This window comes from Ruegeria sp. AJ12, assembly GCF_056536245.1.
Genome location: NZ_JBQFJJ010000001.1, coordinates 3,454,018 through 3,477,121 on the forward strand (window position 1 = coordinate 3,454,018; position 23,104 = coordinate 3,477,121).

At 57.8% G+C, this 23,104-nt stretch carries 20 protein-coding genes and 2 pseudogenes; 5 read left to right on the forward strand and 17 right to left on the reverse strand.

All coding sequences use genetic code 11. The features are described 5' to 3' along the window. Positions 1–304 precede the first annotated feature (304 nt). Both ACR3E0_RS17275 and ACR3E0_RS17280 read right to left on the reverse strand, forming a co-directional pair. Complete coding sequence (locus tag ACR3E0_RS17275) at positions 305–1,324, reverse strand: YeiH family protein (RefSeq protein WP_480480079.1); 1,020 nt, start codon at positions 1,322–1,324, stop codon at positions 305–307. A gap of 46 nt (positions 1,325–1,370) precedes the next feature. Further along, positions 1,371–1,580, reverse strand: a complete 210-nt coding sequence (locus ACR3E0_RS17280; protein WP_480480080.1) for a hypothetical protein — start codon at positions 1,578–1,580, stop codon at positions 1,371–1,373. Positions 1,581–2,078: 498 nt separating this feature from the next. Here ACR3E0_RS17280 and ACR3E0_RS17285 point away from each other — a divergent pair, with 498 nt between their 5' ends. Beyond that, a complete protein-coding gene (locus ACR3E0_RS17285) occupies positions 2,079–3,077 on the forward strand; it encodes a LacI family DNA-binding transcriptional regulator (RefSeq protein ID WP_480480081.1) in 999 nt (332 codons plus the stop codon). Here the strand turns inward: ACR3E0_RS17285 and ACR3E0_RS17290 are convergent, their stop codons facing one another. After that, positions 3,078–4,211: a Gfo/Idh/MocA family protein gene (locus ACR3E0_RS17290; protein ID WP_480480082.1), complete on the reverse strand. Its 1,134-nt coding sequence runs from the start codon at positions 4,209–4,211 to the stop codon at positions 3,078–3,080. 38 nt (positions 4,212–4,249) lie between these two features. Further along, positions 4,250–5,353, reverse strand: coding sequence for a Gfo/Idh/MocA family protein (locus tag ACR3E0_RS17295; RefSeq protein ID WP_480480083.1), 1,104 nt, complete (start codon positions 5,351–5,353; stop codon positions 4,250–4,252). A 115-nt stretch (positions 5,354–5,468) separates the two neighbouring features. On the opposite strand from ACR3E0_RS17295, the gene iolC reads away from it, so the two are divergent. Genes iolC through ACR3E0_RS17310 form a run of 3 tightly spaced genes read left to right on the forward strand, consistent with a single transcriptional unit; the run spans position 5,469 to position 8,140 of the window. After that, complete coding sequence (gene iolC / locus ACR3E0_RS17300) at positions 5,469–6,461, forward strand: 5-dehydro-2-deoxygluconokinase (protein WP_480480084.1); 993 nt, start codon at positions 5,469–5,471, stop codon at positions 6,459–6,461. A gap of 3 nt (positions 6,462–6,464) precedes the next feature. Next, positions 6,465–7,301: a 5-deoxy-glucuronate isomerase gene (locus ACR3E0_RS17305; protein ID WP_480480086.1), complete on the forward strand. Its 837-nt coding sequence runs from the start codon at positions 6,465–6,467 to the stop codon at positions 7,299–7,301. Beyond that, positions 7,298–8,140 (forward strand): class II fructose-bisphosphate aldolase, encoded by an 843-nt coding sequence (locus ACR3E0_RS17310; RefSeq protein WP_480480087.1) that lies wholly within the window; start codon positions 7,298–7,300, stop codon positions 8,138–8,140. Before ACR3E0_RS17305 ends, ACR3E0_RS17310 begins: the two co-directional genes overlap by 4 nt. Positions 8,141–8,177: 37 nt before the next feature. Here the strand turns inward: ACR3E0_RS17310 and iolB are convergent, their stop codons facing one another. The 13 genes and pseudogenes from iolB to ACR3E0_RS17375 form a co-directional block, all read right to left on the reverse strand. Then, positions 8,178–8,987 carry a 5-deoxy-glucuronate isomerase gene (iolB, locus tag ACR3E0_RS17315; protein WP_480480088.1) on the reverse strand — a complete coding sequence of 270 codons (810 nt, stop codon included), beginning with the start codon at positions 8,985–8,987 and terminating at the stop codon, positions 8,178–8,180. A gap of 46 nt (positions 8,988–9,033) precedes the next feature. Then, positions 9,034–10,215: a phytanoyl-CoA dioxygenase family protein gene (locus tag ACR3E0_RS17320; protein ID WP_480480089.1), complete on the reverse strand. Its 1,182-nt coding sequence runs from the start codon at positions 10,213–10,215 to the stop codon at positions 9,034–9,036. A gap of 48 nt (positions 10,216–10,263) precedes the next feature. Continuing rightward, positions 10,264–11,163, reverse strand: a complete 900-nt coding sequence (gene iolE / locus ACR3E0_RS17325; RefSeq protein WP_480480090.1) for a myo-inosose-2 dehydratase — start codon at positions 11,161–11,163, stop codon at positions 10,264–10,266. Continuing rightward, a complete protein-coding gene (gene iolD, locus ACR3E0_RS17330) occupies positions 11,160–12,992 on the reverse strand; it encodes a 3D-(3,5/4)-trihydroxycyclohexane-1,2-dione acylhydrolase (decyclizing) (RefSeq protein WP_480480091.1) in 1,833 nt (610 codons plus the stop codon). Before iolD ends, iolE begins: the two co-directional genes overlap by 4 nt. 160 nt (positions 12,993–13,152) lie before the next feature. Then, positions 13,153–13,971, reverse strand: a complete 819-nt coding sequence (locus tag ACR3E0_RS17335; RefSeq protein WP_480480092.1) for an ATP-binding cassette domain-containing protein — start codon at positions 13,969–13,971, stop codon at positions 13,153–13,155. A 1-nt stretch (position 13,972) separates the two neighbouring features. After that, on the reverse strand, positions 13,973–15,097 hold the full coding sequence (locus ACR3E0_RS17340) for an ABC transporter permease (RefSeq protein WP_480480093.1): 1,125 nt from the start codon (positions 15,095–15,097) through the stop codon (positions 13,973–13,975). 87 nt (positions 15,098–15,184) lie between these two features. Beyond that, positions 15,185–16,126 carry a sugar ABC transporter substrate-binding protein gene (locus tag ACR3E0_RS17345; RefSeq protein WP_480480094.1) on the reverse strand — a complete coding sequence of 314 codons (942 nt, stop codon included), beginning with the start codon at positions 16,124–16,126 and terminating at the stop codon, positions 15,185–15,187. Positions 16,127–16,249: 123 nt separating this feature from the next. Next, positions 16,250–17,263, reverse strand: a complete 1,014-nt coding sequence (iolG, locus tag ACR3E0_RS17350) for an inositol 2-dehydrogenase (RefSeq protein ID WP_480480095.1) — start codon at positions 17,261–17,263, stop codon at positions 16,250–16,252. A 672-nt stretch (positions 17,264–17,935) separates the two neighbouring features. After that, positions 17,936–18,136 (reverse strand): annotated as a pseudogene (locus tag ACR3E0_RS17355) (transposase); the annotation flags it as partial. Beyond that, complete coding sequence (locus ACR3E0_RS17360) at positions 18,051–18,536, reverse strand: RtcB family protein (protein WP_480481082.1); 486 nt, start codon at positions 18,534–18,536, stop codon at positions 18,051–18,053. The gene ACR3E0_RS17360 and the pseudogene ACR3E0_RS17355, both read right to left, overlap by 86 nt. Before the next feature lie 12 nt (positions 18,537–18,548). Further along, positions 18,549–18,728, reverse strand: a pseudogene (locus tag ACR3E0_RS17365) (RtcB family protein); the annotation flags it as partial. 450 nt (positions 18,729–19,178) lie between these two features. Further along, complete coding sequence (locus ACR3E0_RS17370; RefSeq protein ID WP_480480096.1) at positions 19,179–20,096, reverse strand: AAA family ATPase; 918 nt, start codon at positions 20,094–20,096, stop codon at positions 19,179–19,181. Between the two features lie 286 nt (positions 20,097–20,382). Continuing rightward, positions 20,383–21,087, reverse strand: a complete 705-nt coding sequence (locus tag ACR3E0_RS17375; protein ID WP_480480097.1) for an RNA ligase family protein — start codon at positions 21,085–21,087, stop codon at positions 20,383–20,385. Between the two features lie 628 nt (positions 21,088–21,715). Between ACR3E0_RS17375 and ACR3E0_RS17380 the strand changes: the two genes are divergently transcribed. Beyond that, on the forward strand, positions 21,716–22,903 hold the full coding sequence (locus tag ACR3E0_RS17380) for an elongation factor Tu (protein ID WP_480480098.1): 1,188 nt from the start codon (positions 21,716–21,718) through the stop codon (positions 22,901–22,903). The last annotated feature ends 201 nt before the right edge of the window (positions 22,904–23,104 follow it).

Here is a 23,104-nt window from a genome sequence, read left to right on the forward strand (position 1 = left end):
TGCTCGGGATTGGTCGAGGTCGGGTCACCGTCCCAGTTCGGAGCCGCGCCACTGGGTAGCGTTTAATGCGCGTCATATGTGATATCATGCACACTGCTAAATTTCCTGAAGGTAAGGTTCGGCGAACTGCGGGTCCAATTGACGTCAATGGAAAGGTCAGACATAGAAAGCCCCTAAGTAGCAAGGATTATTTGACAAAATTGCATCTTAGAGATCGAACGACATTCGTAAATGCAGAAGAATTCGCAACCGCATGCACAATGCAGATAAATTGGTGGGTAAAATCCGGTGGCTTCCCGCGAGTCTAAGTTGAACTGAGCAAATATAAACCACCCAGGATCACAGCACCCAGGAACAAGGTTTCCAGCACGATCAGGAGGACCGCCTGACCACCCACATCCGCAATACGCCTTAGCGATGTCTTCATGCCGACTGCCGCAATTGACGCGAGCAAGGCCCATTGCGAGAGATCTGTCAGGACCGGTGTCAGAACGGACGGAATCAAAGACAGTGAGTTCAACCCGGCCAACACCATAAAACTTAGGATAAACCCCGGCACGAGAGGCGGTCGCTTGGAACTGCCATGTTGGTTGCTGACCATGCGACGCACGGCCAGAGACAGGATCAGCACAACAGGGGCCAGCATCATCACCCGGATCAACTTGACCAGCGTGGCCGCTTCTCCGGTTTCTTCTGAGATGGAAAACCCGGCGCCGACCACCTGCGCAACGTCATGGATCGTGCCGCCCAAAAACACACCTGCCGCAAGCGCATCCAACCCAAGCACACTGACCAAAAGCGGATAGAGGATCATGGCCAAGGTGCTCAGCACAGTAACGCTGAGAACGGTAAATGTCAGGTTCCGGTCGGAATGCTCGTTCTTGGGAAGAACCGCTGACAGCGCCATCGCAGCACTTGCCCCGCAAATCGCAACCGAGCCTCCCGTCAACATACCAAACCGCCATCCCCGCGACATCAGTCTGGCCACCAGAAGTCCGAACCCGATGGTCAAAACCACACCCGCAAAAAGCAGAACAATGACACCCACACCCAGATCGGCCACAAGGCCAAAGCTGATCCGCGCACCCATCAGCGCAACGCCAAAGCGCAGGACATATCGGGCGGTAAAGTCGATGCCATCAACGCAGGGCCCATCCTCCGAAAGAAACTGAAGCGCCATGCCAAATAGCAGTGCCATCAGCATGGCTGGCGCGCCGTAGTGCTCGGACACGAACATGGCTGCAACGGCCACCACCAGCGACACAAAGAGGCCTTGCGTCACCTTTCTGGCCGTCTGGATTTGGGGTCCCGCCTTCCAGCGCATGGCGTCCTCCTCGGCATCTTTGGGTCAACCGGTCAGACCGGCCCAATCAGGCTTGTGGTCTTTTCACGATCACCGCAATGCCTTGGCCGCCGCCGATGCACATCGTGGCCGGCCCATACCGTCCTTCGACCCTGCACACATGATAGACCAGCTTGATCAGAATGATCGCGCCTTGCGCCCCGATCGGATGACCCAAGGCAGTCGCACCGCAATTTGGATTGGTGATTTTCTCCGGAAAGTCAAGCTCTTGTGTCATCACGCAGGCCAGCGTGGTTCATGCGCCCCGCACCACTGGCCAAGGTGACGTACGCGCTGCCCAACAGGATGGCTTCGGCATTGCGTCCGGCGCGATCCCCGCACGCGCAATTGCGTCATCCGTGACACGCGCTCCAACTCTGTTGGCGGAACAGAAGCGAGCGCGCCCAAAAACTGCCAAGAGCAACACGAAAACCCGATGCCGTTAGAACATTCATTCTCTACTTCCCGGGAGTTTCCGTCAGTAGGTTGAAAATCTGCTCGGCTTTGAACTCGAAAACTCACTGGCTTGCCTTTGTCGAGTATCGGGAACAATCCTGATCATTGCGATGCAGAAATGCCTGGCCAGACCTTTCACGCCAACTGACTTCGACACAAGCGCAGTCTGGTAGATCGAGAGTGTTTTGCAACCGATTGCAAGTCGGGTGCAAAATGCCTAGTGTTCCGCCATGAAAGACATGGAAAACACTCCACACCCCGATTGCCGGACCACACGGTCATGAGCGTCACCCTTAAAGAAGTCGCAGCCTTGGCCGGCGTGTCCCGCTCGGCCGTATCTCGCACATTCACCGAGGGTGCGTCTGTTTCGGCCAAAACCCGCAGCAAGGTTGAGAAAGCGGCTCAGGCACTGGGATACAGCCCAAACGCGCTGGCTTCATCCCTCACGACCGGGCGCACGAAACTTATCGGCTTGATTTCAAACAACTTTCATAACCCGATCTTTCTCGAAGTCTTCGACCAGTTCACCCGCGCCTTGCAGGAACGTGGCCTGCGCCCTCTGATCGTGAACCTGACGGATGAAACCGAACCAGCCAATTCGGTCAGAATGCTGCGGCAGTATTCCGTTGACGCGGTCATTGTGGCCTCGTCCACCCTGCCTGCCAGCTTTGCCAAGGCCTTTCACGATGCGGGTGTGCCCGTTGTCCATACGTTCGGGCGATCTGCCACTTCGCCCGAGGTTCATGTCGTCGGAATTGACAATGTCGAGTGCGGCCGCATGGCTGCCCGCGAGTTGCTGGCGCGCGGCTACCAACGTGTCGGGTATCTGGGGGGGCCCAAGGATGCGACATCGGCAATGGACCGGCATCGGGGGTTCATGGAGGAACTGGGCAACCATCCCGGTATCGACGTCTCCTATTGTTTTGCCAGCGCGTATTCCTTTGAAGCGGGACGTGCCGAGATGTTAAGGCTGCTCGCGGGCACGCCGGCCGAGGCCTATTTCTGCGGCGACGACATCCTGTCCATCGGGGCGCTGTCGGCACTGACCGATCACGGGCTGAAACCCGGCGAGGACATCGGCGTCATCGGCCTGAACGACATGGAAATGTCGCGCTGGGAAAGCGTTGACCTGACCACGATTCATCAACCCATCAAACAGATCATCACATCATCGGTCGATCTGATCGAAGAAATGCTGAAAGAGCCTCAGCGCTATCCAGAGGCCCGTATCTTTCCGTGCAGGGTGATCGAACGGGGCACGCTCAAACCCCGCCCGTGATCAGCGGAACATCGGCGGGCGCGCGTCTTTCCAGGCGCCTGCGTCCCTCGACGATGCAACAGCGGCATGCACAGCCGCAATTGACCGGACGCCATCGGACGGGCTTGGCAATCCGTCCCGGACCTCGCCCCGGATCGCATCGGCCAGGTCGCAGTATATGTTCGCAACGGCCAGCGGGAACCCTTCGGGATGCGCAATGGCGACGCGGGACAGGCGTTGCGTCTCGGCATGCAGGTCGCCTTCGCCCTTTTCGATGATCTGCGTTCGTCCGCCGACGGGCGTGTAAACCAACTGATTGGGTTGCTCGGAAGCCCAGCGCAAGCCGCCGGTCTCGCCAAACACCTGAATGTCGAACCCGTGCTGCCGCCCGATGGCGACCGAAGAGGTCCACAGCCGCCCGACGGTCCCGCCTTCCATGCGAAAGTTGACCATGGCATCGTCTTCCAGCACGCGGCTTGGAATGGTCGAGGCCAGATCGGCAGACAGTGTCTCGACCTCGTCGTCACAAATGAAACTCGCCATGTGCAGCGCATGAATTCCACAATCGGCAAACTGCCCGGACACGCCCGCCATCTCGGGGTCGTACCGCCAGCGGACACGCGGGTTGTCGGCATCCGCTGCATCGCCGTGGTGGCCGTGGCTGAAGTTCGTGACGACCAGACGCACCTTGCCCAACTCTCCGGCGCGCACCATTGCGCGGGCCTGCCGGATCATCGGGTAGGCGGAATAGCAATAGTTCACGGCGCAAATCTTGCCCGAGGCTTCGGCGACGCGAACAATCTCTTCACCTTCTTCAACTGTCATGGTCATCGGCTTCTCGCACAGCACGTTGAAACCGGCTTCGAGAAAGGCTTTGGCGATTTCGAAATGGGTCGAGTTGGGCGTCGCGATTGTCACCAGATCGATCCGATCTGCGCGATCCTGTTCACCCGCCAGCATCTCTTGCCAGTTTCCATAGGCACGATCAGACGCGATACCCAGACGCTGGGCATAGTCGCGACCTACATCCGGGCGGTGATCCAGGGCACCCGCTGCAAACTCGAAATGCCCGTCCGCAAGCGCGCCCAGTCTATGCGCGGGTCCGATCTGGCTGCCTTCGCCACCGCCAATCATACCCCATTTCAGCTTTGCCATGGTCTTCGTCTCTCTTCAAAATTTCGTTGGAATAGCGACTATAAATCGCTGATCTGTTTCCATTGCCGCTGGTCCGATGAGGCAAGCGCAGCGGCCACTATGCGATTGACCTCATGCCCGTCCCGGAAGGTCGGCCAGATCGCTTCGCCTGTCTGGATCGCCTGCAGAAAATCCTTGGCTTCGATGATGATCTGGTCCTGATAGCCGGTGCCATGCCCGGGACCCTGACAGAAGGGTTCATAATCTGGATGCGACGGTCCAGTCAGGATCTTGGTGAACCCTCTTGAAGCTTCGGGGCCTTCACGGCGATAGAACCACAAAGCGTTCTGATCCTCCTGATCGAACCGGATCGCCCCTTTGGTCCCTGAAATTTCATAGGCATAGCCCATCTTCCGGCCAGTGGAGATCCGGCTGACATAGATATTGCCCATGGCCCCGTTTTCGAACCGGCACATGATCTGCGCGTGATCGTCGTTGGTGACGCTGCCTCCAGGACGCGTGCGGTGAACAGTTTCAACCTCGGCCATGACTTCGGCGATTGGCCCGATCAAAGCCAATGCGCCATTGAGCATATGCGGGGCCAGATCACCCATTGTGCCGTTCGACATGCCAGAGGTGCGCCATGTGGCGGGGGCCTCCGGGTCGGCATAGAAATCTTCAGTGTGCTCGCCACGAAACCAGGTGATGTCTCCCAGTTCGCCATCGGCAATAAGCTGTCGTGCAAATTGGGTGGCAGGCGTACGGACATAGTTAAATCCGACCATATTGGTTACACCAGCCGCCTCGGCTGCATCGACCATGGCCCGACCGTCTTCCAAAGTTGCGCCGAGCGGTTTTTCACACAGAACCGGCTTGCCGAGTGCCAGGGCTGCTTCGGCGATCTGACGATGCGTCGTTTGCGGTGATGCAATCACCACGGCCTCGACAGCAGGATCGGTCACCAATACACGCCAGTCCTTGGTCGCGCGTTGATATCCATAGGCCACCCGGTATCGCTCGGCGCTTTCCGGGGATGAGGCGCAGATCATTTCCAGTCGCGGTCTGAGCGCCGTATCAAACACAGCACCGACTGCGGACATGGCAACCGAATGCGCCTTGCCCATATAGCCGCCGCCAACAATTCCTATTCCGATTTCAGGCATCTCTCGCGGCTCCGAATATATCAATTGCAACCGGTTGCAAAATCAGTATCGTGTGAATCGATCCAATGCAAGTTCCAACAGCTTTGCCAGACCAATTTTGCCCCGGAGGAATTTCGTGAGCGCTCTGATCGACGGTATCAAAGGCAACCGGTTTGCCGTTCTGGGACGTGCGGGCATGGATTTGTTCGCGGACCCAATTGGCGTCAAAAGCGAGGATGCTGAAACCTTTCGGGCAGATCTGGGCGGCTCGTCCGCCAATATCTGTGCAGGTCTTGTCAAACTTGGCAGACAGGCGGCGCTGATCACCTCCGTTTCGGACGATGCGGTTGGCCGTTTTTGTCTGAACCGGTTGCGCCACTACGGGGTCGATACCTCATTCATCAAGGTAGTCGGCGGCGAATATCGCATGTCACTGGCAGTTTACGAAAGCCGGACCGAAGACTTTCAAAATGTCATCTACCGCAATGGTGCCGTCGATTTTCAGGTCACCGAAGACGATATGGACAAGGTCGACTACAGCAGGTTCTCGGCCGTTATTTCAGCCGGTACCGTCTTCGCCGCTGAACCCTCACGCGGGGCCACGTTCCGGGCTTTTGAAAATGCGCGGAATGCCGGATTGCCCGTCATATTCGACATCGACTACCGCCCCTACAGCTGGCCCTCGCCCGAGGTCGCATCGGATGTACTGTCGCGTGCCGGGGATGCCAGCGACCTGATCGTGGGTAATGACGAAGAGTTTGGGTTCATGGCCGGTGGTATCGAGAAAGGCTTTGCCAAGGCCCGGGAACTGGCCGAAAGACCGGGTCGCATCGTCATCTACAAGATGGGTGAAAAAGGCGCTGTCACGCTGATGGACGGGCAGGAAATCCGTACCGGTGTCTATCCTGTCACAGCCGTTAAGCCAAATGGTGCTGGTGACAGTTTCATGGCTGGCCTGCTGGCCTCGATCGCAGCGGGGCATCCTCTGAAAGAGGCCGTCATGCGCGGGTCCGCGTGTGCCTCGATCGTCGTGTCGCAACCCGGCTGTGCCCCGGCGATGCCCAACATATCAGAACTGGACGCGTTTCTGGCGTCCCACCCGGGACCGACCTCGGCCCCACAGGAGTAACCCATGCATATTGCGCCTTATGACAACCAGAACCAGCCGATTGTCGATGCCGATGATCCGACGGTGCCGCTGAACTACTTCAACATCGTCAAACTGAAAAAGGGTGAGGCGTTCGAGTATCAGGTACCCGGTTATGAAACCTGCATCGTACCCGCCACGGGCAGTGTGGATGTCGACGTCGAGGGCGTGCGCTTTGACGCATTGGGCAACCGCGGCGAAGATGTGTGGGACGGAGAGCCGGAGGGCGCCTATGTCCCGGTTGGCGCCAAAGTGCGGATGGTCTGCGTCTCGGACGACGCCGAAGTGTTTGTCGCCGGTGCCAGATACGACACGGTCCTGGACCCGTTCGATGTCCGCGCGCATGATCTTGTTCAGTACGGCAGCGATGACACCAAAACGCATCGCAAGATCAAACACATCCTCGGTCAAAAACAGCATGATAAGGTCGGGCGCCTGTTGGTCAGCGAGCTGTTCACCGTAGGTCAGGGCGGCTGGTCCGGCTTTCCAAGCCACAAACACGACACCAATCGCCTGCCGGATGAAACCCGCCACGACGAGACCTATAACTTCCGGTTCAAACCCAACTGGGGCTCGGGCCTGCAAATGCTGCAGCGCGAAGACAACAAGCCGGGCGACGCCTACCACATCGTCGACGGCTCAACGATCTGTATCGACAAGGGTTACCACCCCTGCTGCGTTCTGCCCGGGTACGAGATGTACTATTTCACCATCCTCGGCGGGCTCAGCCAGCGCTCTCTGGTTCAGTATTTTCAGCCAACACACGCGTACCAGGTCGAGACCATCCCCGGCATCAAAGACATGATTGCAAAGTTCAAATGACCCTTGCCACACTTTCTGACGCCCTGACGCCAGCCTACCAACAGGGCTATGCCGTCGGCGGGCTTGTCACACTCGGGTGGGAAGATATGCGCGCCTATGTCGCCGCCGCCGAGGCGGAAAACGCACCGGTGATCCTGCAGGCCGGGCCGAGCTGTCGCGAGCACACGCCCCTGCCGGTTCTGGGCAAGATGTTCCGGCATCTGGCCGAAAACGCCTCGGTCCCGGTGGTCGCCCATCTGGACCACGGTTACACGTTCGAAGAGTGCAAGATCGCGCTGGACAGCGGCTTCACATCTCTGATGTTTGACGGGTCCCGCAAACCCTTGCAGCAAAACATCGACGAAACCGCCGCCATCGCCGAGATGGCGCATGCGGCGGGCATCTCCTGCGAAGGCGAGATCGGCTTTGTCGGCTATTCCGGGGGCGAAGGATCAAATGGCACTGATCCTGCCGAGGCCGCCCAGTTCGCAAAGGACAGCGGCGTTGATGCGATGGCGATCTCTGTCGGGAACGTGCATCTGCAGGAAAACAAGGAAGGCGGTCTGGACGAGGACCGCATTCGCCAGATCGACGCCATGACAGATGTGCCGCTGGTGATCCATGGCGGCTCGGGCGTGCCGGTGGAACAGCGCGGTCGGCTGGCCCGCGAGACCTCCATCTGCAAGTTCAACATCGGAACCGAACTGCGCATGGCCTTTGGCGCCGCCTTGCGGGACGCGGTCAATCGCGACCCCGACAGGTTTGACCGGGTGGCCATTCTCAAAGAGACCATCGACCCCGTAGAATCCGCCGCCCGCAGCATCATTCGGACCTTCGGAGCGCCACCACAGAGACCGTAGTGTGCAAGATCAGGGGCCCTCAGGCGACCCTACTGGCTTAAGAGCTGTCCCGTTCCATGATCCATTCGACCTCTGGCGCGGGCACGAACCGCCATTTCCGCAGCGGCCCGGCCATGACGTTCAGATAATACATCTCAAACCCGTATGGCGCGCCACAGGGATGATGGCCGCGCGGGACGGTCACGACATCGCCATCTGACACGGCCATGGTCTCATCCAACTGTCCGTCATCGGTATAGACCCGCTGAATGCCAAAGCCATCGGCAGGGTTCAGGCGGTGATAATAGGTCTCTTCCAGATAGGTGATGCGCGGATAATCGTCCTCGTCGTGACGGTGGCTGGGGTAGGACGACCAATGCCCGTTTGGCGTGAACACTTCGGTGACCAACAGGCTGTCGGCATAGTCTTCGCCTTCCATCGCGATGTTGTTGATATAGCGCGTATTCGTGCCCTTGCCGCGTTCGGTCAGGGTGATGCCATCGGGGCCGATGCGTCGGGCCTGGTGCCCGCCCATCCCCGGCGCGGAACACACAGCTATAACGCAATCGGTTTCTGCGACAGCCTCCCAATCCGTCCCGTTCGGCAGGTACAGACAATGCGGCGCGGTCTTTTCAAACACATTCATCCGGTCGCCCAAAACACCCCAATCCTGTCCCGCGCCCGTGATCTGCGCCTTACCTTCGACCATGACCAGAATGACCTCGCGGTCGCCGGTGGCCTCGGCCGCACGGTCTCCGGCGCGCAAGCGATACAGCCCAAATCCCACATAGCGCCACCCGGCACTTGCCGGGGTGATGTCATGCACCTTGCCGCGCGTGCCAAAGGGTTTTTTCAGCAGGTCTGCCATTCCGTTGTCTCCTTGATGGGCGGCCGTACGACCCAACCCTGTCGCACTAGGCAGCTTGCCGTGATTGCAGTGCCGCGAAAGCATCCGTCAGTTTTGCCTCTGTCCAATTCTCAGACACGGCCCGGCGCAGGATGTCGGCCTGACTTTCGGGCGCGTTGCCCCCAATCGGCGGGTCTGTGTCCAGATTTGTCGGGAACGGATAGCCTTCGGCGGTGGCGGCAATAGCAGCCTCCAGTTCTGTGGCACTCAGATCACCGCGCTGTCTCAGCGCTATGAGCGACGGGAAGACCGCCTGCGCCATTGCCCGCCGGTCTATCGCCTCCATCGCGCGGCCAAATGCGGACGAGACTTGCAACAGATTGGCCATTCTGTGGATTTTGCTGCTGCTGTTTTCGCCTGCCGCATGAAACAGCGCCGGATTGAAAAAGACCGCATCCCCTTTTTTCAATGGTAACTGGATATAGGCCGTCTCAAAGTAATCCCTGTGCGCAGGATCGTGAAACGCCAGATAGCCCGGTGCATAAAGTTGCGAGAACGGCAATAGCTTGGTCGGGCCGCTTTCCACCGGCATGTCGCAATGGGCAACCGCTCCCTGCAACGTCAACGAGGCCGTTACCAGATGCGCATGCGCCGGGTAACGGGCGGCACTTTCGGCGTTCTGGAATCCCAGGTGGTAATCCCTGTGCGCCTGCTGCGCCCTGCCTCCGGGTCGAACCTGATTAATCTGCGCCGTGACCTGATAGTTCGGGCCCAGCCACGCCTCGCACACCGCCGCAATTGTCGTGTTACCGAAATAGAGCGCAAAGCCCTCGGGGTCTTGCAGACATTGCTTTTGCAATGCGTTCCAGATTCGGTCATTGGCACCCGAGGCGGCAAAGTGATCGCCTTCTCCGGACCCGCTCTGACGCTCGTCGTCAATGATCTTCCTGAAAACCGCCGTGGCACGGTCGATCACGGATGTATCCGCAAACGCGCCTTTCAGGGCGATCACGCCAGCCGACGTGTCCAGCACGCGGCCCCATTCCGCCAGAATAGCGCGGCGGCTCTCATCGTGCTCCAAGGCTGGGCGCAGCGCGTGCATGTCATAGACCGGAACGTTTTTCTCGATGGTCGCCGCGTGCGGAACATCATTCGCCAAAAGGGTCTGTGAGGTCAGAACCTTGAACTCATCCAGGTCACAGGATGCCCGGTCGAAATAGCCGACATATCCAAGCTCTTGATGTAGCACGACTTACTCCTTTTTCATGGCTTCGACATCGGCCTTTTGAGCAGTGGTCTACGCGATGATCTCCAACCCGGCCTTGCCGCACACATCGACGATGTGGTCATAGCCCATTTTCGAGTATTCGTAGGGTGGCGCCTTGGCCGGATCCTGTTCGGCCTCGACCACGATCCACCCGTCGAAATCCATGGCTTTGAGCGCATTTGCGACCGCTTGGAAGTCGATACATCCGTCGCTTGGAACGGTGAATGCGCCGCCGACAACAGCATCCAGGAAACTGTGATCCTTCTCACGCGCCGTCTGCACAACATGCGGGCGAATATCCTTGAAATGCACGTGGTGAACGCGGTCGCCCCAGCGATCCAGAGTGGCCATGACATTGCCGCCTCCAAACAACAAGTGCCCGGTGTCAAAACACAGGTTCACCTCGGGGCCCGAGCCGTCCATAAGCCAGTTCACATCATCTTCGCTCTCGATGATCGTGCCCATGTGATGGTGATAGGCCATTGGCATGCCCTGATCGCCCATCCATTTGGCCAGTTCGGTGATCTTTGCCGCGTAGGCCTTAACCTCATCCCGAGACAGCTGTGGGCGTTTATTGACCGGTGTTCCGGCTTGGGCCTGGATGGTGTTCGAACACTCCGCATAGACGATGCAGGGGCTGTTCAGGGCCACGAACTGCTCGACCTGTTCGCGCACCGCTTCGCGTTCGGTTGCAAAGTCATTGATCAGCGACGCGCCCGAGCACCAGCCGCCGCACAGGGCGATGTCATTGCCTTCGAGATAGGCGCGCAGACCTTCGGTGTCACTGGGCATGCGCTGGCCACGTTCCACGCCGGTATACCCGATTTCACGGGCTTCTTTCAGCGCCTGCTCCATCGTGTAATCCGCCGTCAGATCCGGTAGGTCGTCATTTTGCCAGGCGATCGGAGAGATCCCGATTTTCACGCTCATTTCGTGTTTCTTTCCTTGATGGCCAGTTCATAGGCGGCGCGTTTTTCGTTTACTTCGGGGCGAATGCTGACTTCGGGTACCGCCACTTCCCACCACGTGCCGCCATATTCGGTGGACGGGTATGGATCGGTGTCGATGACCACCACATACGGACCTTTTATCTCACCGCGCTTGGCCAGCGCCTCTTCAAGCTCGGCGATCGAGCTGACCTTGACCGACGTCGCGCCCATCGCTGCGGCATGCGCGGCAAAGTCGATGGCCGAGGGTGTTTCGTGAACGGCATGGTCAAGCAGGTTGTTAAACTCTGCCCCGCCGGTCCCCATCTGCAACCGGTTGATGCAGCCGAACCCGCGGTTGTCGGTGATCACAACCGTGAATGAAATCCCCATCATGGCGGCCGAGGCCATCTCGGAATTTGCCATCAGATAGGTTCCGTCGCCAGTAAAGCAGATCACATCGCGATCCGGCTGGGCCATCTTGATGCCCATGGCACCGGCGATTTCATACCCCATGCAGCTAAAGCCGTATTCCATATGATAGGCACCGGGTCGCGGCGCTTTCCAGAGCTTGTGCAACTCGCCCGGCATGGTGCCCGCCGCGCACATCACAACCGTGTCGTCATTGGAAGCACGCTGAACCGCGCCCACGACCTGCATGTCGGTCGGCAGAGCGTTGCCGTCGCCCGGCGCGTCGGTCAGCGCATCGACTTTTCCGAACCAGTCCGACTTGAGCGTGTCGGCCACCGGGTCCGCCCGGTAGCCCTGCAACGCGCTTGCAAGTTCTTCCAGACCCGCACGGGCATCCGATTGCAAGGGCATCGCACCATGCTTTTCCGCGTCGTAAGCCGCCGTGTTCAGACAGACCATCTCGCGCTGAGGATTCGAGAACAACCCCCAAGAGCCGGTGGTGAAATCCTGAAACCGCGTACCAATGCCCAGCACCAGATCAGCCTCGGCACAGACCGCATTGGCGGGCTCCCCTCCAGTTACGCCGACAGGGCCCAGGTTCAGCGGATGATCCCACGCCAGGGCAGATTTACCGGCCTGTGTCTCGGCGACAGGGACGTTGTGGGTCTCGGCAAAGCTTTGCAGCGCATCCGTCGCATCCGAGTAATGAATGCCTCCGCCGGCGACAATGACCGGGCGCTTGGCCGCTTTGATGGCCGCCACGGCACGGGCCAGTTCACTCTCATCCGGGCGGATGCGACGCTGATACCAGACGCGAGGCTCAAAGAAGCTTTCGGGATAATCATACGCCTCGGCCTGAACGTCCTGACAGAATGCCAGGGTCGCAGGCCCGCAATCCGCCGGATCTGTCATTGTGCGGAATGCGCGCGGCAGAGCGGTCAGCAGGTGTTCCGGGCGAGAGATCCGGTCAAAATAACGGCTGACCGGCTTGAAACAGTCATTGGCGCTGATCGTGCCATCACCAAAGCTCTCGATCTGTTGCAGAACCGGATCAGGCCCCCGCGTCGCGAATACGTCACCGGGAATAATCAGAACCGGCAGACGGTTCACATGCGCCAGCGCTGCAGCCGTGACCATATTCGTGGCCCCAGGTCCGATGGATGACGTTACAGCCATCGTCCGGGTCCGCCGCATTTGCTTGGCGTAGGCAATCGCGCAATGGGCCATGGTCTGCTCGTTATGGCCGCGATACGTGGGCAGGCTGTCCTTGACAGCGTGCAGGGCCTCACCCAATCCGGCCACATTGCCATGGCCGAAAATGGCCCAGACACCGGCGATGAACGGCTCTCCGGCCTCGTTCATCTGCGCCCCCAGATAGCGCACCAGAGCTTGCGCAGCCGTCAATCGGATTGTCTTGGTCATGATAATCCCTTTCAACAGGAGCCCGCAGCGGGCAGTCCGTCGTCTTTCATGTTTTCGAAGGTTCCAATTCTCGTGACAGACAGGGTTGCACCCTGAAATATCATGCCACCGCTTGTTGAACGCCCCGCCCCACGGGCGGAACGCTCGGGTCGTAATTGGGTCAGACGGTGCCGCCCAGTGATCCCTCAAGCTGGGCCATTTCCTGACCGCCAGCCATCAGGTCCTGCAACTCTTCCGGTGTGATTTCTCCACGTTTAGCCGTCCCTAGCGTCTGGCCCCGGTTCAAAACGGTAAAACGATCACCGACTGCCAGCGCATGGCGCACGTTGTGACTGATGAACACGACGCCAATCCCCTGACTGCGCACCTTGTCGATGGTCGCCAGAACGTTGGCTGTCTGGCGCACGCCCAGCGCCGATGTTGGCTCGTCCAAAATCAGGATCTTGGCGCCAAAATGCACTGCGCGGGCAATCGCAACCGTCTGCCGCTCACCCCCGGACAAGGTGCCGACTGCCTGATCTGGACCCCGCAGGTTGATGCCCATCTTGCGCATCTCTTCCATGGTGATTTCATCGGCAAGTTTCTTGTCGAAGAAATTGATGCCCGCAACCTTGCGCGTGGGTTCATTGCCCATAAAGAAGTTGCGGCTGACGCTCATCAACGGGATCATCGCAAGGTGCTGGTGCACCGTTGCGATCCCGGCGGCAATCGCATCGCGCGGGTCTTCGAAATGCATGGGTTTGTCTTCAAAGAAAATCTCGCCCGCCGTGGGCTTGTGGACACCCGACATCGTCTTGATGAAGGTCGACTTTCCCGCACCGTTGTCGCCCAGCAGACAGTGACATTCGCCGGGCTTCAGATCGAAACTGACACCGGCCAGAGCAATCACCGACCCAAAGTGCTTTTGAATGTCGACCATGCGGATAATCGGCTTTTTTGCCTCGGCGTCGCCGTGATGGAATTTGGTGTCTTCAGTCATCTCAGCGTTCTCCTGTGATGATGCGACGGATGTAGGTGTTCAGGATCACAGCGCCCAGCAGGATGACCCCCAGGAACACTCGGAACAGCGAGCTTTCGACCCCGGCAAAGAACAGACCCTGCTGCACCACGCCAAAGATCAGTGCTCCGAGTGCGGCCCCCAGAACCGAGCCATAGCCTCCGGTCAGCAAGGCGCCGCCGATCACCACAGCAATAATGGCTTCGAACTCTTTCAACAGACCGCGATCCGCACCGGCCGAACCGAATTCCATCACCTGGCAGGTCGCAAAAACCGTGGCGCAGAAGGCCGTGAACATGAACATCAAAATCTTGACCCGGTTCACTGGAACACCCGAGTTCCGGGCGGCTTCGGCGTCGCCTCCGGCAGCGAAGATCCAGTTTCCGAACTTGGTTTTGGTCAACAGCACATGGCCGAAAATGATAATAACAATGGCCCAGATGATCAGCATAGGGATGCCGTCTACCACTGGTTCACCGGCGCGGTTGCCCCGCTCGAACGTCTCGATCAGCCCGTTGTCGCCCAGCCACGAAAAGAAACCCTGAAGCACTTTGCCGCCGAATACCGAGGCCAGCCAATCGCCTTCGGCTGAATCCTTGATGCCGCCAATGATGGTTTTGCGCTCAATCGTCTGAGGCAGGAAGATCGTGAAGCCGCGCAGAATGAACAGGAAGGCCAGGGTAACGATGAAGCTCGGCAAGCCGGTTCGGACAACGATGAACCCGTTCAGCGCCCCGATCGAAATGCACAGAGCAAAGGTGACGATGATCGCCATCCAGACAGGCCAGCTCATCGTGACCGAGAAAATCGCAATCATCATACCGGCAAAGCCAATCATCGAACCGACCGACAGGTCAAACTCGCCGGCGATCATCAGCAGACAGGCACCTACGGCGATGATCATGAACTGCGCCGAAACGACAGACCAGTTCATTACGCCCTGACTGGTGAACATTCCGCTGTCGAATGCGAACAGCAGGAAAAAGGTGAAGACGGCAACGGTACCGACCATCCCGCCCAGTTCCGGGCGGATCAGGGCCCGCCGCAGGGGCGAGATCTGTTTGATCCGTTCGTCACCGCCTGCCGTGGTTTGCGCTGACTCAGCCATTCCTAGTCCTCCCTCGCGCGGTCTTCAAAGACTTGAAGTATTGGTTGGTGTGGGCGCACGCCTTGCGCGCCCACACCGTGAAGACGATCAGCGGTATTCGCCCGCGAACTCTTCGATTTTGGTCAGGCCGTCAGCAGTGACAAACCCCGGGCCCGAGTTGATGTTGTTGCCCGGCAGAACGCCATAGCGGTGGTAGTTGGTCATAACCACGATCGGCAGATAGGCCTGCAGGAAGGGCTGTTGGTCGATGCCCCACTGGATAGTCCCATCCTTGATGCCTTTGACGATCTCACCACCCAGGTCGAAGGTGCCGAAATAGATGTCACCGGCCATGCCATTTTCCTGAAGCGCCAGAATCGTCGGGTCCGCCGAGGTCGGGCCGAGCGTCAGAACAGCGTCCGTGTCGGGGTTGGCCGACAGATAAGCCAGAACCCGGTTCTTGATTTCGGCAGGGTCCTGACCCGCGTCGATCATCTGTTCACCCAGCTCGACACCCAGACCATCAGCAAAGCCCTGGCAGCGTTCCTGGCTGGACGGCTGAACGATGTAGTGGTTCACGCAAAGGAACGACCCAATGCCGTCGCCTTTGGCGCGCTGTCCAGCGGCAAAGCCCGCGTCATATTCAGGCTGTCCGACATACATCAGCGCACCAACTTCGCGCGCCTTTTCGGGCGTGCCGGTGTTCATGATGATGACGTCGATTCCGGAATCCACAGCAGCCTTGATCGGGCCTTCCAGAATGTCTGGATCAGCCAGAGTTGTGATGATGCCGTTGGGACCCGACGCCGCCGCCTGATCGATGATCCGTGCCATATCGGCCAGGTCACCCGTGGGCGGGTTGCGGTATTCGACCTCAACCCCCATCTGCTCACCCGCAAGGGCGATGCCGTTCTTGATCGTGTTCCACCAGCTGTCGCTGTCAGGGGCGTGGCTGACCAGAATGTATTTCTCGCCTTCCGCGGCAGCACCGGTCGCTGCGCCCAGCGCAACCGCACTGGCCATCAGAACCCCTTTTACAAACATTTTCATTTCCATTCCTCCCATTAGAACAGTCTGTCTTGTGGCCGGGGTCTCAACCCCGATCATTCGGCAAAGCCGAATCTCTGGTACTCCGACCCAGGGCGGAGCTGGTTTCAGTTTGAAGATATCCGATCATTTTGCAACCGGTTTCAAAATTTCATCCACAGACACCGGTCCTCCGGACTGCGCCGAACGTGTCGCCGCCTCGGCCATAGCCAGCGCTGCGACCCCGTCTTCCAGCGTCACAGGGTAGTCCGAACCGAACAACGCCGCATCGACGAATGCAGCCCATTCGGCCTGATAGGCCGGCATGTAACGTTCCAGGAAAAAGTAGGTTGGCTTGGCCCCCACAACCCCGTCCGCAGTGGATTTGACGATGGTGTTTTCCAGCACGTTCTGGGCCTGCAAAAGACCCTTGGATCCCAGCACCTCGATCCGCTGATCGTAGCCATAGGCCGCGCGCCGCGAGTTCTTGATGACCGCTATGCGACCATCCGCGTAAGTCATTGTAACAACGGCGGTATCTACATCCCCGGCCCGCCCGATTTCCGGATCGACCAGTGAGGACCCCACGGCGGAAAGACGGGCTGGAAGTCCTCCCATCAGGTAGTTCGCCATGTCAAAATCATGGATCATCATGTCCCGGTACAAGCCGCCGGACGTCTTGATATAGCTCACCGGCGGCGGAGCCGGATCAAAGGAGGTAATCGACAGGAGTTCGATCGCCCCGATCTCTCCGGCGTCGATGGACGTTTTCATCGCGGTGAAGCTGGGGTCAAAGCGACGGTTGAACCCGATCATGACGGGATGACCCAGTGCAGCAACGGTGTTTTGACAGGCAATTGCCCGCTGCAAGTCCAGATCGACCGGTTTTTCGCAAAGAACCGCTTTTCCAGCCTGAGTCGCAGCCTCAATCAGGTCAGAATGCGTATCTGTCGGCGTCGCAATCAAAACCGCATCAATATTGGCGTCCTGGATGATGTCGTCCGAGTTCCGCACGTCCGCACCATGCTCCTCAGCAAGCGCAGCCGCGGCTTCGGGCAAGGCATCGGAGACGGCGCACAGCTTGCTTTGCCGATGCGCATCAATGGCCTGCGCGTGCACACGCCCAATACGACCCGCACCCAGCAGTCCGATCCTCAGCATGCAACTCTCCCGAATCCTATTTGCCACGTACAATGTTTATTTTTGCAACCGGTTGCAAGAGATTTTTCGCACGGTCGTGTGACTGCCTCGGAACCGCGCGTGGCCAAAGCTTAGCCTTGGAAGACAGGATACAGTTCACGACCCTGGCTAAAATCGCGCACCCAAGGCCCAAAGCGTCATCGATTGCGTTCAGAACACCTTTGTAAGGTTTGGCAAACCGGCTGCATCGTGCGACCAAGCGACCCGTACATCGTCTCCTTTGTGCGGCCAGTTGACATTCCGAGTGGCCTTACAATGGTGTCATCATGAGACTTATTTTTGTTTTCGTTCTTCTTGCCGAATACGCCCAGATCATTCTTGAGGATTATGTGGGACGGCCAATCACAGAACCGATTTCGAATCTTGGCCGGCCCCTGAACGTTGTGAACTTGCCGGACGGACGAAAGGCCTTTCAAGTGGCCGCCAATCGTTTTCGAGCGGTCGCGGGCGACCAATATCGAAGCCGGCACGGCTTGGGGTGACGGTCCGACAGTTTACGTTTCCGGACCCGAAAACAGTTATGTTCCGGCTTTATGTGATTGCCTGTACACACTGTACACGAGACAACAAGGCGAAGAGTGGATCGTCACCGACTACAGAGGGCTGAGCTTTCATTGCTACTAGGCTCAGGAGTCATAGCCAATAGATGACAATTGCCGCGAGAGCGATGGCTGAAAGGAAGACCTTGGGGCAACGGTCGTAGCGTGTCACCACACGGTGCCAGTCCTTCAATCTGCCAAACAAGATCTCAATCCGATTTCGGCGTTTGTAGCGGCACTTGTCGTATCGGACAGTTGTCTTGCGCTGTTTGCGGCCTGGGATGCATGCGCGCATGCGGTACATCGACCAGCAGTGTCAGATCTGCCCGAAGGGCCTCCGCCGCACGTTCTGCAATAATCTGACGATTGAGGCTGGCCCAACGAACGGCCCGATCATGATCCTGCAGGTAGGCCAACGCGGTGTCACTTTCGCGGTCAAGGCCCGCGAAGGCATCCTTCAGTACCGAACCAAGAACCGCATTGCCAAATCCGCGCGATCCGGAATGAACCAGCAGATAGAGGCGCGATGTATCAAGGCCAGTACTTTCATCAGCCTCGGCAAAGGTCTGCACCTCGCAGAAATGATTGCCGCCACCAACCGTACCGAGGGATGTGGCAAACAGATCGGTCGGCAGGCCAGCATCTTCCAGTCGCCAGCGCTGATCTTCAGATGCAGGTTCTCCAAGAACACGCATCCGGCGCAGCGCCTTTTCCAGCTTCAGCTTCTGCGAGGGCAGGTCAAGTTGGAACAGTGACATCCCACAGCCAATATCATTGCCGATAAGCTGCGGAAAAATCCGATCAGCCAGCACTGCGCAGCCAACCGGCCCGTATTTGCCCGGATGCAGATCAGGAAAACCCGCGATTTTTTGCACGCCGGTCCAGCCAGCAACCTCTTCAAGTAGCGTTTAGGCCCGTCCTTCGATCCAGGCCGCAGATGTAAAGAATTCCGTGATGATGCCGTCGCCGGACCCGGCTGACGCGCGACCATCCAAGACAGAATTGCCCATAAGATAGTACCCAATAAACGTATATAGATGCGTCAGCTACGAGCCGGCGAACTGGATCAAACCTGATCTGATTTCAGCTTAGGTGTTGATCGGCCCCGAAAGGGCGTAGTGACGAACAAGCATGTATGTCCCTTTCCTTGTTTGGGGTTACGATTTGGTTCCGACGAACCAATAGGAGGCCGCTCCATGAAGCGGCTGGTGACTCCTTCAAAGGCTTTTGAGCCTGATCAATAGGCAATGTGACCAAAACGCAATAGACCTGTGTCTCGGCAGCCACTACGTCGGCGTCATAAAACATCACCAATAATGCGATGTGCTTCCCAAGTTTCAGGTGGCTCCAGCTTTTTTGGCCAGATGGTCGATGACGGCATCTGGAACCTCATCCGACCTGCCTCGGTTCTGCTGGCAAAGCTGTTTGGGGCCCACCTCAACACAGGCGATCTCAATATGCGCATCATAGTCCCGGAGGAGTCGCAATATCTCTGATCTGTTCTGCCGTGTGACGTTTGTCGCGTTCCAGACAAAATCTGTGCCCGCTCGGAGATGCTCCCGCGCACGTCCATGGGCGGCCTGAATGACCTGCCCCTGATTGTCTGTCGCTGACACGCCTAATTCCTCGCGGATTAGATCGAGGCTGACAACCGGTTGATCCGTCCGGTTATTAGAGACCCAGGTATCCTTGCCAGCCCCGGGCGGGCCCGACATGATGGTGACTCTGCACCTGAACTCTTCACGTGCCGCGTAGTGCGGATCGCGGTCTGAGTAAGACACGCGGCTTTCGTCATTCGCGAAGGTAAACGGTCGATCAAAGCAACCCGCTTCCTCGAATGTCGCTGTAGCGAGGTCAACGCTTTCCAGGATTGTTTGCTTATCCTGACAGGTTCGGCCTAATGCATCCGCTTTGGCTTGCAGGCAAAGGTGATCAGGACGGCACTGCCAGGAAGTTTCAATGGCCAGCCGCTCGGGATCCCCGCGTTCAATCAGCCAGAATGGCAACTGATGCTGGTTGATAACCCCGCAAAAAGCTTCCCGCCACGCAAAGGGGGAACCAGCAAACCATATCAATTGCCGGGCGATAGACGCCCCGACCCGCGAATGCCCCCGCGATGAAATGCGTCCATCTTCCTCGCGCTTTGTGACGGCAGGTTTACCGATATCATGCAGAACCGCCGCCCAGAACAGATAGCTCTGATCAATCGGCGACAGGGACCGCCATTCCTCATCCGCGACGAGTACCTCAACCATCATTCTTGTATGAATTCCCACGTTCCCCTCAGCATGGTGGATTGGATCTTGTGGGCAATCGTCCAGCACAGCTAACTCCGGCCAAAGAGACCAGATGGCATCCCAATTCGGTTGCCAGATTGGACCAGTGGGAACCAATGACAACAACTGCTGATGGGTCACAGTAGGTTTTGCCGATTTGTGCATCATAGGCTCCTTCCACACCAAGTCTGGGCGCGAAAATGTCGACCCCATCGACCAGAGCATTGGGCAGGATCGGCCGATCATGCCAGTGGCCATCCGAGGCCTAAATGGCCTGATGGAAGTCAGCTCGTACAAACTTGAAACGATCCTGAACGCGCTCCCCGTTTTCAAGCTTGATGTACAATCCCTCGGCCAAATCGCTATCCCCGGTCTGTTGCTCAACCATATCGGGGCGGCTGTTTGACTGAACTGCTGCCTTTGTCAACACATCCCGCCAGTAATCCGATTTGTAGGGTGTGGACCTGACCATGGTATTGATCTGGTCGACCGAAGTAAGTTCCCCTTCATGCACAACCGGCACCGGCATCACCGGCAAACCCGTTAACAAGGATCGGCGCGCGGCTGTACTCAGAAACTTCTCTGCTTCACGATCCAGCACATCAAACTCCATGAAGTAATGCGGCAAGCGGTCATAAAAGACCGTGTGCTTGGCGTACATCCATTCGCCATACATGACATAGCGATGGCCAAGCACAGGATAGAAAGTCTGTGCGTGCCCCGCCGCCCAGGTTTTGAAAAGCGCGAAGTGACGTTCCCTGCCTCCGCCCAGCAGAAAATGCCCCCTGCTTTGCAGCAACAGGTTTCTGTCTTCATCAAAGGAAACGGCGGAATTGGCACCGTCGAGCTTTTCCTCGATGATCAGATGTTGACCTGCCAACTCTTTGATGGGTTTGTCGTCCGCAATATCACCGACCTGAAGGCGCGAACCCTCAATGTGCCGCATGCGCGGATATTTGTAGATTTTCATAACTGTCTCACAATGTACCGAAGTCACACAAAAAGCACCCGGCCAGTATGGTCGGGTTAAAGGCTAGATATGTGCGCAAGCGTTACATGGGTCTTCCGTGGGGTTCAGGGTTGAGACAGAATGCGTTCGATAATCGTAGAGCGGCTAAAAATCAATACAGGACATGATAATGGGTAATGCCCCTAGGCTGTGTCATGATCGAAAAAATAGCCTGTGCAACTGATCTAACCCCAAGGATTGGATAGTCTAGAGGAAAGTGCCGAAAGAAATTTCCTTGCATTGCGCATGACAAACACCTAACTAACTCGCTCAAATCAGGGGATAACCGTCATGAAATCGGTGCTTGAAATTCAGAACTTGTATGCCGCATCAGTCAATGCTGACGCGTCCGCAGTCGATTCATGGGAATTTTAAACCGCCTCTGAAAGAGATTTCCGGAGGCTTTGGCCTCCGCTTGGTTCAGATTTTTTGACCCCGGATGGCCGCCGCCTCCGGGGTTTTGAATTTCGGACCATATGCCATCCGCATCCGGTCCGATTTGAAATTGGCGCGCCAATGCCAATGGCCGTCTCATATGCGCTTGGCCAGCGTGTGTGGGGCGGCGCTCATGAGCCAAAGGAGAAAAGAAATGGCTATGAAACTGAACGTGAATGTCGGCACCATTGGTCACGTCGACCACGGGAAAACGACCCTGACCTCTGCCCTGACGCAGATCCAGGCCGCACGCCTGGGCGGGCAAGCTTTGTCCTTCGATCAGATCGACAAGGCACCCGAGGAAAGGACCCGTGGGATCACGATCAACACCAGCCATGTGGAATACGAATCCGACACCCGGACCTATGCCCACATCGATTGCCCGGGGCACGCTGATTATGTGAAGAACATGATCACTGGCGCGTCGCAGATGGATGGTGCGATTCTGTTGATTGACGGAACGGAAGGTGCGGCCAAGCAAACGATCGAGCACATCCTGCTCGCCCGTCAGGTGAATGTGGCCAACATGGTTGTCTTCGTGAACAAGATGGACATGCTGACCGATGCCGAGCGCTTGGAAATGGCCGAGCTGATCGAGCTGGAAACCGGTGCGTTGCTGGAGGCACAGGGGTATGAAAACACCCCGTTCATCTTCGGTTCTGCTTTGCAGGCGCTCGAGGCTGCTTTGCGCGGCGATCTGGACGCACCCGAAGTGGCCTGCGTCAAGGATCTGGTCGATGCGATGGATCGCCATTTTCCCGACCCTGTGCGGGATTATGGCAGCCCGTTCATGATGCCAATCGAAGGCGTGCATACCATCCCGGGCCGGGGCACCGTGGTGTCTGGCCGGGTTGAGCGCGGTGTCATCAAGGTTGGTCAGCCTGTCGAGGTAATCGGTCTGTCCAATGATGGTGCCGAGCTGGTTGTGACGGGTACTCAAGCGTTCCGCAAGGACGTGGCTGAGGCTAAGGCCGGTATGAATGTCGGCCTGCTTCTACGTGGTCTGAAACGGGACGAGGTTCAGCGCGGCCAGATCCTCAGCGCGCCGGGTGTCATCCAGCCTTACCAAAAGGGCCGGGCCGAGATCTTCGTGCTGACCGCAGAAGAAGGCGGGCGTCATACGGCATTCTCGACCGGGTACAGCCCGCAGTTCTTCTTTGGCGTGACGGATATCACCGGTGTGATTGATGTCGCGGATGATCTGCCTGTTCTTCCCGGCTCGCAGGCGGATGTCGGGTTTGTCCTTCACAAGCCCGTCGGCATCGAAAAAGGTGTCCGGTTTGCCCTGCGTGAGGGCGGAAAAACCGTTGGTGCCGGGATCGTGACCGAGGTCGCGACTTGAAAGCTTAAAAAGAAGGCCATGGCCTGGTTTGTTCCGGGCCATGGCTACTCTTCGAATTTGATTGAAATTGTTCTGCTTTTTTGTCCCAATCGTCGCCCAAGCAAACATGCTATTGAATTTCGTACGCCGAATGCATGTCGCTCAGATCAGTGCGTTTTCAATCTCTTTACCGACCGTTGATCTTCAATGCGACTGTTGTCG

Excerpts from the sequence above, each read along its gene's own strand:
- ACR3E0_RS17275 (WP_480480079.1), bottom strand. The coding sequence starts at position 1,324 with ATGCGCTGGAAGGCGGGACCCCAAATCCAGACGGCCAGAAAGGTGACG.
- ACR3E0_RS17280 (WP_480480080.1), bottom strand. The coding sequence starts at position 1,580 with ATGACACAAGAGCTTGACTTTCCGGAGAAAATCACCAATCCAAATTGC.
- ACR3E0_RS17285 (WP_480480081.1), top strand. The coding sequence starts at position 2,079 with ATGAGCGTCACCCTTAAAGAAGTCGCAGCCTTGGCCGGCGTGTCCCGC.
- ACR3E0_RS17290 (WP_480480082.1), bottom strand. The coding sequence starts at position 4,211 with ATGGCAAAGCTGAAATGGGGTATGATTGGCGGTGGCGAAGGCAGCCAG.
- ACR3E0_RS17295 (WP_480480083.1), bottom strand. The coding sequence starts at position 5,353 with ATGCCTGAAATCGGAATAGGAATTGTTGGCGGCGGCTATATGGGCAAG.
- ACR3E0_RS17305 (WP_480480086.1), top strand. The coding sequence starts at position 6,465 with ATGCATATTGCGCCTTATGACAACCAGAACCAGCCGATTGTCGATGCC.
- ACR3E0_RS17310 (WP_480480087.1), top strand. The coding sequence starts at position 7,298 with ATGACCCTTGCCACACTTTCTGACGCCCTGACGCCAGCCTACCAACAG.
- iolB (WP_480480088.1), bottom strand. The coding sequence starts at position 8,987 with ATGGCAGACCTGCTGAAAAAACCCTTTGGCACGCGCGGCAAGGTGCAT.
- iolE (WP_480480090.1), bottom strand. The coding sequence starts at position 11,163 with ATGAGCGTGAAAATCGGGATCTCTCCGATCGCCTGGCAAAATGACGAC.
- iolD (WP_480480091.1), bottom strand. The coding sequence starts at position 12,992 with ATGACCAAGACAATCCGATTGACGGCTGCGCAAGCTCTGGTGCGCTAT.
- ACR3E0_RS17335 (WP_480480092.1), bottom strand. The coding sequence starts at position 13,971 with ATGACTGAAGACACCAAATTCCATCACGGCGACGCCGAGGCAAAAAAG.
- ACR3E0_RS17340 (WP_480480093.1), bottom strand. The coding sequence starts at position 15,097 with ATGGCTGAGTCAGCGCAAACCACGGCAGGCGGTGACGAACGGATCAAA.
- ACR3E0_RS17345 (WP_480480094.1), bottom strand. The coding sequence starts at position 16,126 with ATGAAAATGTTTGTAAAAGGGGTTCTGATGGCCAGTGCGGTTGCGCTG.
- iolG (WP_480480095.1), bottom strand. The coding sequence starts at position 17,263 with ATGCTGAGGATCGGACTGCTGGGTGCGGGTCGTATTGGGCGTGTGCAC.
- ACR3E0_RS17360 (WP_480481082.1), bottom strand. The coding sequence starts at position 18,536 with ATGCGTGTTCTTGGAGAACCTGCATCTGAAGATCAGCGCTGGCGACTG.
- ACR3E0_RS17370 (WP_480480096.1), bottom strand. The coding sequence starts at position 20,096 with ATGGTTGAGGTACTCGTCGCGGATGAGGAATGGCGGTCCCTGTCGCCG.
- ACR3E0_RS17375 (WP_480480097.1), bottom strand. The coding sequence starts at position 21,087 with ATGAAAATCTACAAATATCCGCGCATGCGGCACATTGAGGGTTCGCGC.
- ACR3E0_RS17380 (WP_480480098.1), top strand. The coding sequence starts at position 21,716 with ATGGCTATGAAACTGAACGTGAATGTCGGCACCATTGGTCACGTCGAC.